Genomic DNA, 15,084 nt, shown 5'->3' on the forward strand with positions numbered 1-15,084 from the left:
CCCCGGAGGTCTCTCATGCCCGCCCGTAACCGACCCGTCCTCGGCCCCGACGTGACCTCGGAGCCGCGCCTCGGCGGCACGCCCCCTGCCGCCACGCCCACCGTCGTGCCGGTGCCCGGACCCGTGTCCGCCCGCGCGGACCGGGAGGATCGCGCGGTCCGCTCCGCCGTGTCGCGCCGCGCGCGTGCGGCCGTGGTCGCCGGCGCCGTGCTCCTCACGGCCGCCTGCGCCACGGGTACCGACCCCGCCGAGGTCGAGTACTACCTGGACCTGTCCGATCAGCCCATGGAGGCCTCGGCGGTGGAACTGGCCACGGTCGACGGGCAGGCGTGGCGGTTCACCGACGTCGCCGAGGACCGCCTCACGCTCCTGTTCTTCGGCTACACCAGCTGCCCGGACGTGTGCCCGATGACCATGGCCGAGATCGACCTGGCCCTGGAGAGCGCGGAGGAGGCCGCCGAGGACGTCGACGTGGTCATGGTCACCAGTGACCCGGAGCGCGACACCGACACGCAGCTGCGCTCCTGGCTGGACCGGTTCGACCCCGGTTTCCAGGGCGTGCGCGGCGACATCGGCGACACCGTCGAGGCCGCCGCCGACTACGGCATCCCCATCGAGGCACCCCAGGAGACCGAGGGCGAGTACCTGGTCTCCCACGGGGGACGCATCGTCGTCCTCACCGCCGGTGGTGAGGCCGCCGGCATGTTCGACGAGGGTGTGGAGGCCGACCAGGTCGCCTCCCTGCTGCCGGTGCTGATCGAGGAGCTGCTGTGAGCGCGGGACCCTCCCGGCGTGGGATTCTCGCCGGTATGGGGGCGGCGGGGGCCGCCGGCCTGGCCGCCGGTGGCCTGTGGGGCGCGGGCGCCGCACGGCAGGACCCCGACCCGGCCCGGGAGATGACCCTGTCCCGGAGTGGGCCTCGGGAGGGGCTGCCGCCGGCCCTGGTCACCCCCACACCAGCCCACGTGCACGTGGTCGCGCTCGACCTCACCGAGGACGCCCCGAAGGGGTCGGCGCATCGGGCCGGTCGGGTGCTGGAACTGTGGCAGCAGGACATCGACGCCCTGCACGGCGACGGGCTCGACGGTGTGGTGGAGGGAGCGCCCACCCTGGGGCTGCGCCCGGCCTCGCTCGGCGTCACCCTGGGGCTGGGCGGTGCGTTGCTGGACCGCGCGGGCCTGGCTGAGCGACGCCCCGACGCGTTGGCACGGCCGCCCGCCTTCGCCGCCGACCGCCTCCGACCGGAGCTGTGCGACGGCGACCTGATGCTGCACGTGGGGGCGGAGGACCCGGTGGTGGTCAGCGCGGTCGTGCGCCACCTGGTCGGTCGCGTCCGGGACCACGCGCGGGTGCGGTGGGCGCTGCCGGGTTTCCAACGCCACGCCGTCACCGCGGAGGACCCCTCGGCCACCCCGCGCAACCTCATGGGCCAGATCGACGGGACGGTCAACCCCCACCCGCGGGAGGCGGTGTTCGCCCCGCAGGTGCTGGCCGCCCACACCGACCCGGCGACCGCGTGGATGGACGGGGGCTCCTACGTCGTGGTGCGCCGGATCCGCATGGCGCTGGACGGCTGGTTCGACCTGTCCCCGGAGGACCGTGAGCGTGTGGTGGGCCGACGTCTGGACGACGGGGCGCCCCTGGGCGGGACCCGGGAGGACGACCGGCCCGACCTGGCGGCCCGCGACGGGGACGGGAACCCGGTGATCCCCGCCGACGCCCACATCCGACTGGCCTCCCCGGAGAACACCCTGGGTGCGCGCATGCTCCGGCGCGGGTTCAACTACGACCTGGGGTGGGGGCCGGACGGTCGGGCGAACACGGGGCTGCTGTTCACCGCCTGGCAGGCCGATCCGCGTACCGCCTTCACCGCCGTGCAACGGGCTCTGGACGAGGGCGGGGACGCGCTCAACGCCCACATCGTCCACGAGGGCGGCGCCGTGTTCGCCGTTCCGCCGATCCGGGAGGGGGAGCCGAGGGCGGCCCACGACCTGTGGCCTTGAGCGGGTCCCGCGCGACCCCGACCGCCGCGGGTCCCCACACACCTCGTGGGAACCCGCTGCGACCCCGCGACGACGTCAGGGGTGGACAGCATCCACCGAGGAGGACGACACGATGCACCACACGCCGAGACCGGGCCGCCGGACGATCCTGGCCGCGCTCGCGCTGACCCTGCCGATGAGCGCCTGCTCCGGCGGCCCCGGATCGTCGCCCGAGGCCGCCGCGGTCGCGGGCGACCACGCGACCCCGGTGGCCGTCGAAGACCTGCTGCTGGCGGACGCCTGGATGCCCGAACCCGCCAACCCCGAGGTGGGCGTGGTCTACCTCGCCGTCACCAACACCGCCGAGGTGGACGACGCCGTCGTGGCGGTGCGCACCGACGCCTCCGAGGACGCGGACCTGTGCCGTACCGAGGTCACCGCGTCGGGTGCCTCGGTCATGCGCACAGTCGAGGAGGTCCCCGTCCCCGCCGGCGGCACCACCACCTTCGTGGACGGCGGCTACCACGTCATGGTCAACGACATCCCCGACCCGCTCCGGGTCGGGGACACCCTCACCGTCACGCTCGATTTCGCGAGCCGGACCGAGGTGGAACTGGAGGTTCCGGTGCGGGAGATGACCGGGGACGCCGGTGATCAGGGCGACCACTCCGAGGACCACTCCCACCACTGAGGTCGCCCGCACGCCACCCCAGAACCGTGTCCACCAGCAGGAACAGCAGAAGTGAGACGCCCAGCACCGGGAGCGCCCAGCCCAGGGCCGCCCCGATCGCCACCACGGTCAGCCGCAACGGCCAGGACAGGGACAGAAAGGAACCGCGGGGGTGGGGCCGGCCCACCCCCGCCCGCCCACGGGTGGGTCGCCGCTGCCACCAGGCCCGGTATCCCAGCCCGATCGCGTACACCAGACCACCGGCCGTCACCGTCAACAGGATCTGGTTGGGCACCCCGAACAGCAGCCCCATGTGCAGGTCCACGCCCCACCGGCTCAGCTTGGCCATGAGCGGGTGGTCGGCGAACCGCACCACGTCGACCACCGCACCGGTGTCCTGGGCCAGAGCCGCGGAATCCGCCCGGGTGGGCCAGGAACGGTCCAGTTGGGTGACCACATAGGGGGCGACGTGGTCGGCCGGCATCTCCACCGAGACCGGTCCGTCCAACCCCGCCCCGCGGGCCTCGTCCAGCACGGTGTCGACGCCCACGTCCACACCCGGCGCGGCCGACGCGGTGTCGGTGGCCACCGTCGGTGTGGTCCATGACAGCGCCGTGCGCAGGTCGGACACGTTCCCGCCCGCGTACGCGGACCAGGTCAGCCCGGTCGCCGAGATCATCAACACGCCCATCAGCAGCCACACGCCCACCACGGCGTGCCGGGACACCGTGGGGCCGCGTCCCCCACCGCGCCGGGGGAGCAGCAGCGCGCGCACCCCCCGACGGCGCGACCGACCCACCCACAGGGCCAACCCGCCCGCGGCCACCACCCACACCCAGCTCGCGGCGAGTTCGCTGTACACCCGTCCCGGCTCGCCCAGGTGCAGGTGCCGGTGGAACTGGCTCACCCAAGTGCGCACCGGCAGCGCGCCGCTGGTGCCGTAGCTCTCCGACACCCCCACCACCTCGCCCCGATGCGGGTCCACGAACACCGTGGGCCGCCCGCCCGAGTGCGCGTCCGAGTCCAGCCCGGGGACGTCCAGCAGGACCCGCGTGGTGTCCCCGGGGTCGGTGGCCGGGCGTACCTCGTCCGCCCGCGTGCCGGGCACCTCGGCCTCGGCCAGGCGTACCTGCTCTGCCAGGCTCACCGACGTGGCGGCCTCCGGAACCCGCAGCAGGTCGTCGTACAGGGCGTTCTCGACCTGCGGGGTCCACACGTACACCAGCCCGGACAGGGCCGCCACCACCACGAAGGGCGCGACCAGGATCCCGGCGTAGAAGTGCAGGCGCAGCACCAGGGGGCGCAGGCGCGCCCACACCCCTTGGGCGTGCTCCCGGTCGGGCCCGGGGACCCCTTCCGGTCGTTCGGTGGTCGGTTCCATACCGCGCTCTCCTCGTCGTGGTCGTCACGATGGTGCTCGACCACTGACGTCGTTCGCCCGAACCGATGGGTTCCCGACATCGACGGAATCCCTCGCGGAGGGGGAGACGGTGTCGCGGGCTCAACGCCCCGACCCGGGGGCGCGGTCGCCGCCGGACGGAGCGGAGGCCCCGACCACCGGCGGCGCGGGGTCGGCCAGGCGGGGCACCCCCGGCACCAGCAGTGGCAGCAGGCCGGTCGCCAGACCGACCGCGACCGCCCCGTACAGCACCGGCGTCGCGCCCACGCTCGCGGCCAGGGCGCCCGCGACCGCGTAGCCGACCGGCTCCAACCCGAAACTCCCCACCTGGTCGATGCCGATGACCATGCTCAACCGTTCCTGGGGCACCGAGCGTTGCAGGGCGGTGTACCAGTACACGCCGAACAGCATGAAGCCCGCGCCGGTCGCGACGTAGCCGGTCAGGAGGACGGGCGCCGGAACGGTCAGTGCCAGGCCCAGGAGCGTCAGGGGGTAGAAGGCCACGCCCACCAGGGAGACCAGCCCGGGCCGGACCGGGTTCCAGCGGGTGGCCAGCATCCCTCCCAGCAGCTGTCCCGCGGCCATACAGGACAACGCCGTCCCGTACACGGGCGCGGCGTAGGAGTCGGCCACCACGATCGGCAGCAGCACGAACCCGGGCGCCAGGGTGGCCGGGGCCTGCACGGTGGCCACGGCGATGACGGCCAGCACCCAGGGACGACGCGCCACCTCGCGCCATCCCGAGCGCAGACTCGTCCCCAGAGTCTCACCGGCCTGCTCCCCGGTCGGTCGTTGCTCCCTGATCAGCGCGAGCACACCGGCGCAGACCGCGAACAACCCGGCGACGCACCAGAACACCGTGCGCACGTCCGCGACCGCGATCAGCACCCCGGCCAGGGCGGGGCCGGTGATCCCGGCGGACCGTCCCACGATATTGCGCAGGGCGTTGGCCTCCCGCAGTCGTACGGCGGGCACGATCAACGGCATCATCGCACCGGCGGCGGGCGCCACCACCGACCCGGACACCCCGCTCAGGGCCGCCAGGGCCACCGGCCACCAGGCCGTCTCCGGTCCCAGTGCGAAGCCCGCCATCACCGCCACCTGCACGCCGTCGTTGACCGCGAGAGCCGTGGACTTGCGCAGACGGGTGAGCAAGGCGCCGGTGAGCAGGGAGAACAGGGATCCGGCGGCTCCGCGCACCCCCAGCACCAGGCCCAGCAGCAGGGGTCCGTGTTCGACCAGCACCAGGGCCACCATCGCCACCGGGAGCATCTCCGACCCCAGGTCGCCGAGGGCGCGGCCCCCGAGTAGAAGCCGCAGGCCGCGATACCGCAGGGCGCCCGGTACCCCTCCCACCGCGCACCTCCACGCCCGCACCACCGAACCAGGCCAGTGTGCCCGAGCCTCCGGCCCGCGCACGAACGGTTTTCCGCACGATCGCACCCGGCCCGGCCCCACCGCCGGAGGAGGGGTCTGCCACCGCCGAGAGCACGGAGGAGTGAGACCGTTCTGGTGAGCGGAGCCACCGGACACGCCCCGCGCGGCCCGTACCGGTGCCCGGACCAGGTCGTCGGGGGTGGGGGATCGCCCTGTGTGCGGGAACCGGGCGCGCCCTCGTGCACGGGGCGCGCGGGCGGTATCTCCCGATGGCCCACGCATCGTTACCGACTGGTAGGTTCGTCTGGTTACCCGTAGGTAGGAAGGCGTGCAGTCCCGTGCGCGAAGGCGCCCTGATCCGGCTCAGATCCGTACCCGACAGCCGATTCCGGTTGTTCCTCCTGCACCACGCGGGCGGCTCGCACCTGGGGTATCGCGGGTGGGTCCGCCACTTCCCCGCCGACTGGGAGATCTGTCTCCTGGACGCCCCCGGAAGAGCGCGCAGGTCGGCCGAGGAGGCCTTCCGTGAGGCCGGTGCGCTGGCCGAGCACATGTGCGAGATCGTGCGCCCCGAACTCGACCGCCCCTACGGCCTCTTCGGGCACAGCATGGGAGCCCTGGTCGCCTACGAGATGACCCGTCGACTGTCCCGGACCCCGCCCGCCTGGCTGGGTGTCTCCGCCTGGAGCCCCGACCCCGGACCCGAACACACCGAGCCCCGCCACCTGGCCCCGTCCGCGCGTCTGCGTGAGACCCTCGCCGCGATGGGCGGCACCCCACGCCACGCCTTGGAGGACCCCGCCCTGTGGTCCTTCGTGGAGCCGCTGGTCCGCGCGGACCTCCAGGTGGTCGACACATGGAGCCCCGACCCCCGGGCCGCGCCCCTGGAGGTGCCGCTGTCGGTCTACGGTGGGGCCGACGACCAGGGCATGTCCCCCCGGCGCCTGGCCGGCTGGGCCGACCACGTCCGCGGCGGCTTCGACCACCACACCCTGCCCGGCGGCCACTTCTACTTCACCGGCCGCACCGAGGCACTGGTCGACCTCATCACCACGGACGTACGAGCCGCCCTGGCCTGAAACGCACCGTCCTCGGTCGCCCGATGCGATCCGTCACCTCCGGGTCAAAAAGAGTCCGCACGGATGTCGAGAACCCGCGGGCCGCTCCGTCCCCGGGGTGAGAGCGACCATCATGGGTCGTAGCGCACCGAGGAGGACCACGATGGCCAAGTACCTTCTGCTCAAGCACTACCGAGGCGCCCCGGCCCCGGTCAACGACGTCCCCATGGACCAGTGGACGCCGGAGGAGATCTCCGCGCACATGCGGTTCATGCAGGACTTCGCCGACCGGTTGGAGGGGACCGGAGAGTTCGTCGACGCCCAGGCCCTGGCGCCCGAGGGGACGTTCGTCCGCTTCGACGGTGAGGGGCGTCCTCCGGTCACCGACGGACCCTTCGCCGAGACCAAGGACCTCATCGCCGGCTGGATGGTGATCGACGTCGACGACCACGACCGTGCCCTGGAACTGGCCGCGGAGCTGTCGGCCGCACCCGGCGCGGGCGGACGGCCCCTCCATGAGTGGCTGGAGGTGCGACCGTTCCTGACCGCGCCCCCCACCGTCACGGAGTGACCCCATGGACGAGGTCCTGCTGCGCGGCCTCACTCCGGGTGTCCTGACGATCCTCGTCCGCCGCGGAGCCGACTTCGCGGCGGCCGAGGACGCCGTCCAGGACGCCTTGGTCGAGGCGGTCCGCGTCTGGCCCGCCGATCCGCCGGAGGACCCCAAGGGCTGGCTGGTCACCGTGGCCTGGCGTCGGTTCCTCGACGCCCACCGCTCCGAGACGGCCCGCCGTCGGCGCGAGGAACGTCTCCAGGGGGAACCGGAGCCCGGGCCGGTGCCCGCGGCGGACGACACGCTGCACCTGTACTTCCTGTGCGCGCACCCGTCCCTGACACCGTCGTCCGCGGTGGCGCTCACACTGCGCGCCGTCGGCGGCCTCACCACCCGCCAGATCGCCCGGGCCTACCTGGTGCCCGAGGCGACCATGGCCCAGCGCATCGCCCGCGCCAAGCGCACGGTCGCGCAGGTGCGCCTCGACCGCCCCGGAGACGTCGCCACCGTGCTGCACGTGCTCTACCTGATCTTCAACGAGGGCTACTCCGGCGACGTCGACCTGGCGGCGGAGGCGCTGCGCCTCACACGACGGCTCTCAACCGAGATCGACCACCCCGAGGTCGCCGGTCTGCTCGCGCTCATGCTGCTGCACCACGCCCGACGCGCCGCCCGGACCGCCGCGGACGGCGCCCTGGTCCCGCTGGCCGAGCAGGACCGGAGTCGCTGGGACACCCGGGCGATCGCCGAAGGGGTCCGGACCCTGCAGGCGGCCCTGGCCCGCGACCGACTCGGTCCGTACCAGGCCCAGGCCGCCGTGGCGGCGCTGCACGCCGACGCGCCCACCGTCGAGGAGACCGACTGGGTCCAGATCGTGGAGTGGTACGACGAGCTCCTGCGTCTGACCGACAGCCCGGTCGTCCGGCTCAACCGCGCGGTGGCGGTCGGTGAGGCCGACGGACCCCGCGCGGGTCTGGCCGCGCTCGCGGACCTGGACGCGACGCTGCCCCGGTACACCGCGGTGGCGGCGCACCTGCACGAGCGCGACGGTGACCTGGACACGGCGGCGCGGCTCTACTCCGAGGCGGCCCACCAGGCGTCCGACGCCGCCGAACGCGACCACCTGACACGGCGGGCCGCCCGACTCCACCACCGACGACAGCGCTGAGGTCGGGCCTCGGCCCAGGTCGGTCGCCTGCTCCGGCCCGTGCGTTCGGCAGGTGCGTTCGGGGCGGACGCAGCCCGCCCCGCGTCGCTCAGGCGGTGACGGCGCGGGTACTCGTGCCCACGGCCACCACGTGGCCGGGGCCGTCCGCACTCAGCCTCACCCCGTCGTCGAACCGGGACCGCACCGCACCGCCGTTCTCGACCACGGACAGGGACGCGACGTCCAGAGCGGTCGGGTCGCAGGTCCGCTCCGCGTGCGCGCCGTCGGTCAGGTGCACCAACACCACCTGCGCGCCGAGGGTGCGCAGGAACGTCATGTGGTGCTCGCCCGCGTCCAGCCACCGCAACCCACCGGACTGCAACGCGGGCAGGTTCCGGTGCAACGCCAACAGCCGTCGGTGGGCGGCCAGCACCTCGGAGTCCCAGTCGTCCGGCCGGTGCCAGGGCATCGTGTGGCGGGCGTTCTCGCCGTCCCGTCCCCGCAACCCGATCTCGTCCCCGGCGAACACGAACGGCACCCCCGGCAGTGCGGCCTGCGCGGCCACACCCACGACCTGACGCACCGGATCGTCCACCACCGTGCGGAACCGTGCCGAGTCGTGCGTGCTCAGCGCGTTCACGCTGTGCGTGCGCACCCGCCAGGGCAGACCGGCGTTGGCCGCGCGCAGCGCCCGCACGGCCTCGGCCGCCCCACTGGTGGGCAGCGGCGCCGAGGTGTGCGTGGCCGCGTACCGCACGCCCTCGGGCCCGGTGTTGAGCCAGGCCCACACCGGTCGGGTGAACCCCGCGTAGTTCATCACCCCGTGCCACCCGTCGTGCCGGGTGTCGGGGCCGGCGTCGTAGAAGTGTTCGGCCAGCAACCACGCCTCCGGGGCCACCGCGCGCGTACGGGCCGCGATCTCCCCGGACACCTCGCGGTTGATGTCCAGGTCGCCCAGCCGACCGGTCATGTTGGCCACGTCGATGCGCCACCCGTCCAGGCGGTCGGGTCCCACCAGCCGGGAGGTCAACACCGAGTCGTCGGCGCCGTACACGCGCTCGCGCAGAACGGGGTCGGTGTAGTCGAGCTTGGGCAGCGAGCGCACCCCCAACCAGCTCACGTACGAGTCGGGGTGCTCGGTGAAGTGGTAGAAACCCGCCTCGGTCGACCCCGCGTCGGCCCGGGCGGCGAGGAACCACACGTGTTCGTCACCGGTGTGGTTGGTGGTCAGGTCGCCCATCACCCGCATACCGCGCGAGCGGGCCTCCCGCACCAGGGCGGTCAACGCCGCGTCGCCGCCGAGCCACGGGTCGACCTCGTCGAAGGAGGAGGCGTCGTAGCGGTGGGTGGAGCGGGCCGGGAAGAACGGGGTGAGGTACACCACCTCGGCGCCCAGATCGGCCAGGTGGTCCAGGTGCCGGCGCACGCCTTCCAGAGTGCCCCCGTAGAACTCCCGTGGTGCCTGGGCGCCGAACTGAGAGGGTTCGTCGTCCCAACTCCGGGGCACCGCCCACTCAGGATGCTCGGTCGGGGGAGCCACGGAGTCGTCGTCGCGGGCGAACCGGTCGGGGAAGATCTGGTAGACGGTGGTCCCGGGCACCCAGGACGGCGGTGCGGGGGCGTCCAGGAACCGGAAGTCGCCGTCGTCGGTGACCTCGTGGTCGTGGGGCCCCTCCTGGTTCAGCCAGGTGTAGTGCCGGTCGCGCACGATCGCGAACCGATAGGAGGTGACCACCGGCAGCCGGGGCAGATCCGCCCCGTACCAGGTCACGCCGGTGTCCCGGTGCTCCACTCGCGTCTCGAACAGCCGGGCCTCCCCGTCCTCCACCACACGCGCGTACACCCCGTCGGCGCCGCCGGGAACCCGGACCCGCACGTGGACGTGATCGCCGTGCGGGGTCACGAAATCGGGGGATCCGTCGTGGTGGGGGTCGTGGCTGAACCGCATGTGGGGACGCTCCGTCGGGACGATGGGAAGAACCTCCACATCATTGCAAGAAAACGTCAATCGAGCGAAAAGATTTGCGCTCTGTTCTTGCGTTCGGGGCCAGTTCGTCGCCGGGGTCCGTGCCCCCGTCCCCGTGGGGGTAGGACCCCGGGCGAGGGGTCGGCCGCCGGTGCCGTCGACCCCCGTGCGGGCCCCGTCGGGGAGGCGACCGGCCGGGTCCCGCCCACACCGGCGCGCCGCTCATGAGGGTGCGCGAGCGGTGCGCGTTCGCGCCGCGCACCGCCGTGAGCTGCGCGGGGACCGTGCCGGGCGCGTGTGATCACGGTTCCAAGTCTTGATCGTCGACCCCCTGTGCCGGTGCTTCTCATCGGGTTAACGTTGTGCTATGAGCCTTGAGCTGCCAACCGACCGACTCCTGATCAGGGAGTGGGAGATGAGCGACGCCGAGGCGGCCCTGCGGATCTACGGGGCCGACGAGGTCGCACACTGGCTGACACCGGAGTGGCAACCGGTGACCGACATCAGCGCCATGCGTTCGGTGCTCCACGCCTGGATCGAGGCGGGGCCGAACCTGATACCGCCGGCCGGGCGCTGGGCGATCATCCGCGAGGAGAACGGAGAACTGGTGGGAGGTCTGTCCTTGAAGCTGCTTCCGCCCTTCGAGGAGGACTTCGAACTGACCTGGGCACTACGACCGGACCTGTGGGGCAACGGCTACGCCACCGAGGCCAGCCGCGCCATCATCGCCTGGGCGTTCGACCAGGGCATCGAGGAGGTGTTCGCGGTCGCCCGGCCCAGGAACGAACGGGCCATCGCGGTCGCCCGCAGGCTCGGCATGGAGTGGGTCGGCGAGACCGAGAAGTACTACGACATGAGGCTCCAGGTCTTCCGTCTCCGTCCCGGGTAGCCCCGTCATCCCGGACGGACGTGTTCGAGCCCGTCCCGTCACCGCCCGACGTCGGGGCCCGCCGGAGGAACCCGGTGGACCCCGACGCCGTTCCGGTCCCGCCGTCCCGGCGCGCCGCGCACCGCCGTGGATCAGACCGCCGCGTCGGAGGGCGCAGCCGCGGTCGCGCCGACCTCCGCCAGGTACCGGTACACCTGACCGGCGAGCGCGGCGGCCAGCCCCACCGGCACGGCGTTGCCGATCTGTCGGGCGATCTGCAGCTTGGTCCCGCACCACCGGAAGTCCTCGGGGAACCCCTGGATGTGCGCCGCCTCCATGTGCGTGATCGGCCGGTGCTCGCTGGGGTGCAGGTACCGCCCCTTCTCCGGCTTGAAGAACTCGGTGCGGATGGTCACCGACGGCCGGTCCAGGTGCAGGCGTCCCATGACGTCGCCCGTGCCGCTCCGGTGTCGCAACCACGCCTGTGTCGAGAGCTCCGGCGGCAGGTCGTTGCGGTTGCCCCCGGGCGGGATCGCCTCGTACCGCAGGCGGGACATCGGTCGGGGCGTCCGGCCCAGGTGAAGCTCGAAGGTCCGGTAGGCCCCCGGAAGGTCCACACCGAGGGGCGCGCACGAGCGCGCCGGAAGCTGGTTCGTGCTGGTGGCGCGGGGGGCCTTGGCGAAGACCGACGCGACCGTCTCCCACGGCGACAGCACCGGAAGGTCCTCGGTCCCCGGTCCCCCCGGCACGGGCACGGGCCCGCCGCGCGGCACACGGGTGTGGGTGGGCGCGGGGTAGTCCAGCGTCAGTCCCCGCGGGTGGGCCGCGCGCACGTCGCGGCGCGTGGCCAGCACGATCGCCCGGCGCCGGGCCTGGGGGACTCCGTAGTCGGCCGCGTTCAGCACCCGCGCCTCGGTCAGTTCGTACTCGCCCAGCAGCCCGTCCGGGCCCTCGGTCTCGGCGCGCAGCAGTGCGTACTCGTCCGAGTCCAGGAAGCGGCCGACGTTCTCGATCACGAACACCTTGGGCCGCAGTGCCCGCACCACCCGCACGTACTCGCGCCAGAGCACGTTGCGGGCGTCGCCGAGGTCCGCGACCAGGTTCCTCTTGTTGAGCGCGGAGAACCCCTGGCACGGCGGTCCACCGAGGATGACGTCCACCCGCTCCTGGACCACGGAGGGGTCCCACGCCTCGATGTCACCGGCGTGGATCCGCTCCACACCCGTGTGCTCGCCGAAGTTGACCGCGTAGGTCGAGGCCGCCGCCAGGTCGTGCTCGACCGCGCCCACCGTGCGGAAGGGCGCACCGTCGCGACCCGGCGCCCGGTAGGAGTGGAAGCCCGCGGTGAGCCCGCCACATCCCGAGAACAGGTCGACGATGGTGATCGAGTCGTCCGTGAGCATGAGGTTCAAGATAGAGGAGCCGACCCGCTCCGGCGAATCGTTAGGATCGAGGTGATGGACGCGCGACGGCCGACACGAGCGGCGAACGAGGGCACCCGTAGGAGCATGCGCGCCAACAAGGGGCGCGACACGCGTCCGGAGTTGGCCATCCGCCGCCGCGTGCACGCCGCCGGACTGCGCTACCGGGTCTCCGCGCGTCCCGTCCCCACGCTCCGGCGCACCGCGGACCTGGTCTTCACCCGGCTCAGGGTCGCCGTGTTCGTCGACGGTTGTTTCTGGCACGGGTGTCCCGAGCACCACACCAAGGCCGCGACCAACGCCGGTTACTGGGCCGAGAAGGTGCGCGTCAACCGGGCCCGCGACGCGGACACCAACGCCCGTCTGGTCGAGGAGGGATGGCGGGTCGTCCGGGTCTGGGAGCACGAGGACCCCGACGCCGCGGCGGGCCGCGTGATCGCCGAGGTCCACGCCGTGCGGGACGCCGCTAGGACAGGAAGCGGCTGATCCGCTCGACCTCCTCCTCCGACAGCCGCACCGTGGCCGCCGCCGTGTTCTCCTCCAGGTGGGCCACCCGCGAGGTGCCCGGGATCGGCAGCATCACGGGGGAACGGTGCAGCAGCCAGGCCAACGCCAACCGCACCGGGCTGACCTCGTGCTCGGCGGCGATCGCGGCGAGCGGTGAGTCCGGCGAGGCCATCTCGCCGCGTCCCACCGGTGCCCAGGGCAGGAAGGCGATCCCGTCCTTCTCGCACTGCTCCAGCACGTCCTCGGACTGGCGGAAGGAGGGCGCGTACTGGTTCTGCACCGACGCGATCGGCGTGATGGCGCGGGCGGCCGACAGCTCGTCCACGCTCACCTCACTGAGCCCGATGTGCCGGATCTTGCCTTCGTTCCGCAGCTCCACCAACGCGCCGAGCTGGTCCGCCAACGGCACCTCGGGGTCGATCCGGTGCAGCTGCAGCAGGTCGATGCGCTCCAGTCCGAGGTTGCGCAGGCTCAGCTCCACCTGCTGCTTGAGGTAGGCGGGGTGGCCCAGTTTGTGCCACTCCGAGGGGCCGGTGCGGGCGAAACCGGCCTTGGTGCCGATGACCAGGTTCTCGGAGTAGGGGTACAGGGCCTCCCGGATGAGCTGCTCGCTGATCTGCGGCCCGTAGGAGTCGGCGGTGTCGATGAAGTCGATGCCGAGCTCGACGGCGCGGCGTAGCACGGCCAAGGCCTCGTCACGGTCCCGGGGCGGTCCCCACACCCCCTCGCCGACGATGCGCATCGCCCCGAACCCCAGGCGGTGGACCCGGAGGTCACCGCCCAACAGGAGGGTGCCCGCCTGATCTGCGATCCGGGGTGTGGTGTGTGGGTCGGTCACGGTGTCCCTTCCGGTGCGGCGCGAGGGCCGGGTGCGTGTCATGCTGCCAGGTCGTCGGCGCGGGTGCCCGTGTCCGGACCTCCGTGTCGCCGCCGGGTTCGGGGCAGGATCCCAGGCGCCCCACCGGTCTCGCAAGGTCGAAGGGCCCGGCGTGGATGTGAGCGGATCGCCGCCGTGCGACGCGGCTCCGCGGGTGCGGCCGATGTGCCGGGCCCTGTTCGCGGTGCGGGGGCACGACGACACCCGCGCACCGCCGGTCGTGATCTCCGACGGGTGCCGGGCCCCTCACCGACCGAAGGCGTCCGCGTGGTCGGCGACCCAGCGGGCGTAGTCCCGCCCGGGGCGGCCCATCACCCGCGCGTAGTCGTGGGAGAACGTCTCCCCCTCACAGGGGTCCTCCCCGGGGTCGGGCTCCCACAACAACCAGTCGCAGATCTCGGGCGGGACCCCCTGGGAGATCCACAGCGCACGGGCCTCCTCGTAGGAGAGGGGGACGAAGGCGACCTCCCGACCCAGGACCCGGCCGATGGTCTCGGCGCGCTGCTCGGGGGTGAGGGAGGCCGGTCCGGTGATCTCGTACGCCCGGCCGTGGTGGCCCTCCTCGGTGAGGGCCACGGCCGCGATGTCGGCGACGTCTGCCTCGTGGACGGGCGCGCCGTGCTGCCCCGTGTGCGGCGCGCGGAGCAGCCCTTCGGTGCGCACGGTCACGGCGTGGTCGTCGAGGTCGTTGACCATGAACTCACCACCGCGCAGGTGGGTCCACTCCAGACCGGAGCGTTCCACCGCCTCCTCCACCGGCCGATGGTGCCGGTGGCCGATGTTGTGCGCGGTGTCGGCGGGCGGTGCGGTGTCCACCGAGGCCGAGGACATCACCACGATCCTGCGCACGCCGGCCGTCGCGATCCGGCCGACGACGTCCTCGGCCGTCTCCGGATGCGGGTACAGCATGACCGCGTCCACGTCGTCGAAGACCCCGTCCAGGGTCGCGGGGCGCTCGAGGTCACCGGCGACCGTCTCCACGCCGGCGGGGAAGGTGCGTCGGGCCGGGTCGCGGCTGAGCGCGCGCACGGTGGCACCACGTTCGAGGAGCAGGGGAACCACCAGGGAACCGACGGTTCCGCGCGCACCGGTCACCAGGATGCGCATGGGCACGTACCTTTCCGCAGGGCATTGATGATTCTTTGTGGGACATCAGTGTCCCACATTAGGCCATGGAAGTCCTTATGTGGAAGGGCGATAGGTTGGCGGCATGGCCAGCACCGAGAACCCGCGGGGCGGGGCGCGCCAGAGGACCCGCC

At 72.9% G+C, this 15,084-nt stretch carries 14 protein-coding genes; 8 read left to right on the plus strand and 6 right to left on the minus strand.

Annotated features, from left to right (window positions below; genetic code table 11):
- The first annotated feature begins 192 nt into the window (after positions 1-192).
- The 3 genes from DSY14_RS21410 (at position 193) to DSY14_RS21420 (ending at position 2,673) form a co-directional block, all read left to right on the plus strand.
- The gene (locus DSY14_RS21410; protein ID WP_307851298.1) at positions 193-774 is read left to right on the plus strand and encodes an SCO family protein; all 582 of its coding nucleotides are present in this window, start codon (positions 193-195) and stop codon (positions 772-774) included.
- On the plus strand, positions 771-2,003 hold the full coding sequence (locus tag DSY14_RS21415) for a Dyp-type peroxidase (RefSeq protein ID WP_307851295.1): 1,233 nt from the start codon (positions 771-773) through the stop codon (positions 2,001-2,003). Before DSY14_RS21410 ends, DSY14_RS21415 begins: the two co-directional genes overlap by 4 nt.
- Positions 2,004-2,115: 112 nt before the next feature.
- Complete coding sequence (locus DSY14_RS21420) at positions 2,116-2,673, plus strand: copper chaperone PCu(A)C (protein ID WP_211718400.1); 558 nt, start codon at positions 2,116-2,118, stop codon at positions 2,671-2,673.
- Here DSY14_RS21420 and DSY14_RS21425 read toward each other — a convergent pair.
- Complete coding sequence (locus DSY14_RS21425) at positions 2,561-4,033, minus strand: PepSY domain-containing protein (protein ID WP_211718401.1); 1,473 nt, start codon at positions 4,031-4,033, stop codon at positions 2,561-2,563. The genes DSY14_RS21420 and DSY14_RS21425 overlap by 113 nt on opposite strands.
- Positions 4,034-4,153: 120 nt before the next feature.
- Positions 4,154-5,407 (minus strand): MFS transporter, encoded by a 1,254-nt coding sequence (locus DSY14_RS21430; protein WP_307851296.1) that lies wholly within the window; start codon positions 5,405-5,407, stop codon positions 4,154-4,156.
- Between the two features lie 359 nt (positions 5,408-5,766).
- On the opposite strand from DSY14_RS21430, the gene DSY14_RS21435 reads away from it, so the two are divergent.
- The 3 genes from DSY14_RS21435 to DSY14_RS21445 all read left to right on the plus strand — a co-directional run bounded on the left by DSY14_RS21435 (position 5,767) and on the right by DSY14_RS21445 (position 8,207).
- Positions 5,767-6,507, plus strand: coding sequence for a thioesterase II family protein (locus DSY14_RS21435; RefSeq protein WP_211718402.1), 741 nt, complete (start codon positions 5,767-5,769; stop codon positions 6,505-6,507).
- A gap of 142 nt (positions 6,508-6,649) precedes the next feature.
- Entirely contained in the window at positions 6,650-7,057 is a 408-nt protein-coding gene (locus tag DSY14_RS21440) for a YciI family protein (protein ID WP_211718403.1), read from the plus strand.
- Between the two features lie 4 nt (positions 7,058-7,061).
- On the plus strand, positions 7,062-8,207 hold the full coding sequence (locus tag DSY14_RS21445) for an RNA polymerase sigma factor (protein WP_211718404.1): 1,146 nt from the start codon (positions 7,062-7,064) through the stop codon (positions 8,205-8,207).
- Positions 8,208-8,295: 88 nt separating this feature from the next.
- On the opposite strand, the gene DSY14_RS21450 is transcribed toward DSY14_RS21445, so the two are convergent.
- Positions 8,296-10,134 (minus strand): glycoside hydrolase family 13 protein, encoded by a 1,839-nt coding sequence (locus DSY14_RS21450; protein ID WP_211718405.1) that lies wholly within the window; start codon positions 10,132-10,134, stop codon positions 8,296-8,298.
- 385 nt (positions 10,135-10,519) lie between these two features.
- Between DSY14_RS21450 and DSY14_RS21455 the strand changes: the two genes are divergently transcribed.
- Positions 10,520-11,041, plus strand: a complete 522-nt coding sequence (locus DSY14_RS21455) for a GNAT family N-acetyltransferase (RefSeq protein WP_211718406.1) — start codon at positions 10,520-10,522, stop codon at positions 11,039-11,041.
- Between the two features lie 131 nt (positions 11,042-11,172).
- Here the strand turns inward: DSY14_RS21455 and DSY14_RS21460 are convergent, their stop codons facing one another.
- Positions 11,173-12,423, minus strand: a complete 1,251-nt coding sequence (locus tag DSY14_RS21460) for a DNA cytosine methyltransferase (RefSeq protein WP_211718407.1) — start codon at positions 12,421-12,423, stop codon at positions 11,173-11,175.
- Positions 12,424-12,477: 54 nt separating this feature from the next.
- On the opposite strand from DSY14_RS21460, the gene DSY14_RS21465 reads away from it, so the two are divergent.
- Positions 12,478-12,927 (plus strand): very short patch repair endonuclease, encoded by a 450-nt coding sequence (locus tag DSY14_RS21465; RefSeq protein WP_211718408.1) that lies wholly within the window; start codon positions 12,478-12,480, stop codon positions 12,925-12,927.
- Here DSY14_RS21465 and DSY14_RS21470 read toward each other — a convergent pair.
- On the minus strand, positions 12,908-13,786 hold the full coding sequence (locus DSY14_RS21470; protein ID WP_211718409.1) for an aldo/keto reductase: 879 nt from the start codon (positions 13,784-13,786) through the stop codon (positions 12,908-12,910). The two genes, DSY14_RS21465 and DSY14_RS21470, sit on opposite strands and share 20 nt — an antisense overlap.
- A gap of 285 nt (positions 13,787-14,071) precedes the next feature.
- Positions 14,072-14,932, minus strand: coding sequence for an NAD(P)H-binding protein (locus DSY14_RS21475; protein ID WP_211718410.1), 861 nt, complete (start codon positions 14,930-14,932; stop codon positions 14,072-14,074).
- Between the last annotated feature and the right edge of the window lie 152 nt (positions 14,933-15,084).

The sequence above is a fragment of the Nocardiopsis sp. MG754419 genome, assembly GCF_018207095.1.
GTDB lineage: Bacteria > Actinomycetota > Actinomycetes > Streptosporangiales > Streptosporangiaceae > Nocardiopsis.

Coding starts and splice junctions, on each gene's coding strand:
- DSY14_RS21420 (WP_211718400.1), top strand. CDS start 2,116: ATGCACCACACGCCGAGACCGGGCCGCCGGACGATCCTGGCCGCGCTC.
- DSY14_RS21425 (WP_211718401.1), bottom strand. CDS start 4,033: ATGGAACCGACCACCGAACGACCGGAAGGGGTCCCCGGGCCCGACCGG.
- DSY14_RS21440 (WP_211718403.1), top strand. CDS start 6,650: ATGGCCAAGTACCTTCTGCTCAAGCACTACCGAGGCGCCCCGGCCCCG.
- DSY14_RS21445 (WP_211718404.1), top strand. CDS start 7,062: ATGGACGAGGTCCTGCTGCGCGGCCTCACTCCGGGTGTCCTGACGATC.
- DSY14_RS21450 (WP_211718405.1), bottom strand. CDS start 10,134: ATGCGGTTCAGCCACGACCCCCACCACGACGGATCCCCCGATTTCGTG.
- DSY14_RS21455 (WP_211718406.1), top strand. CDS start 10,520: ATGAGCCTTGAGCTGCCAACCGACCGACTCCTGATCAGGGAGTGGGAG.
- DSY14_RS21460 (WP_211718407.1), bottom strand. CDS start 12,423: ATGCTCACGGACGACTCGATCACCATCGTCGACCTGTTCTCGGGATGT.
- DSY14_RS21465 (WP_211718408.1), top strand. CDS start 12,478: ATGGACGCGCGACGGCCGACACGAGCGGCGAACGAGGGCACCCGTAGG.
- DSY14_RS21475 (WP_211718410.1), bottom strand. CDS start 14,932: ATGCGCATCCTGGTGACCGGTGCGCGCGGAACCGTCGGTTCCCTGGTG.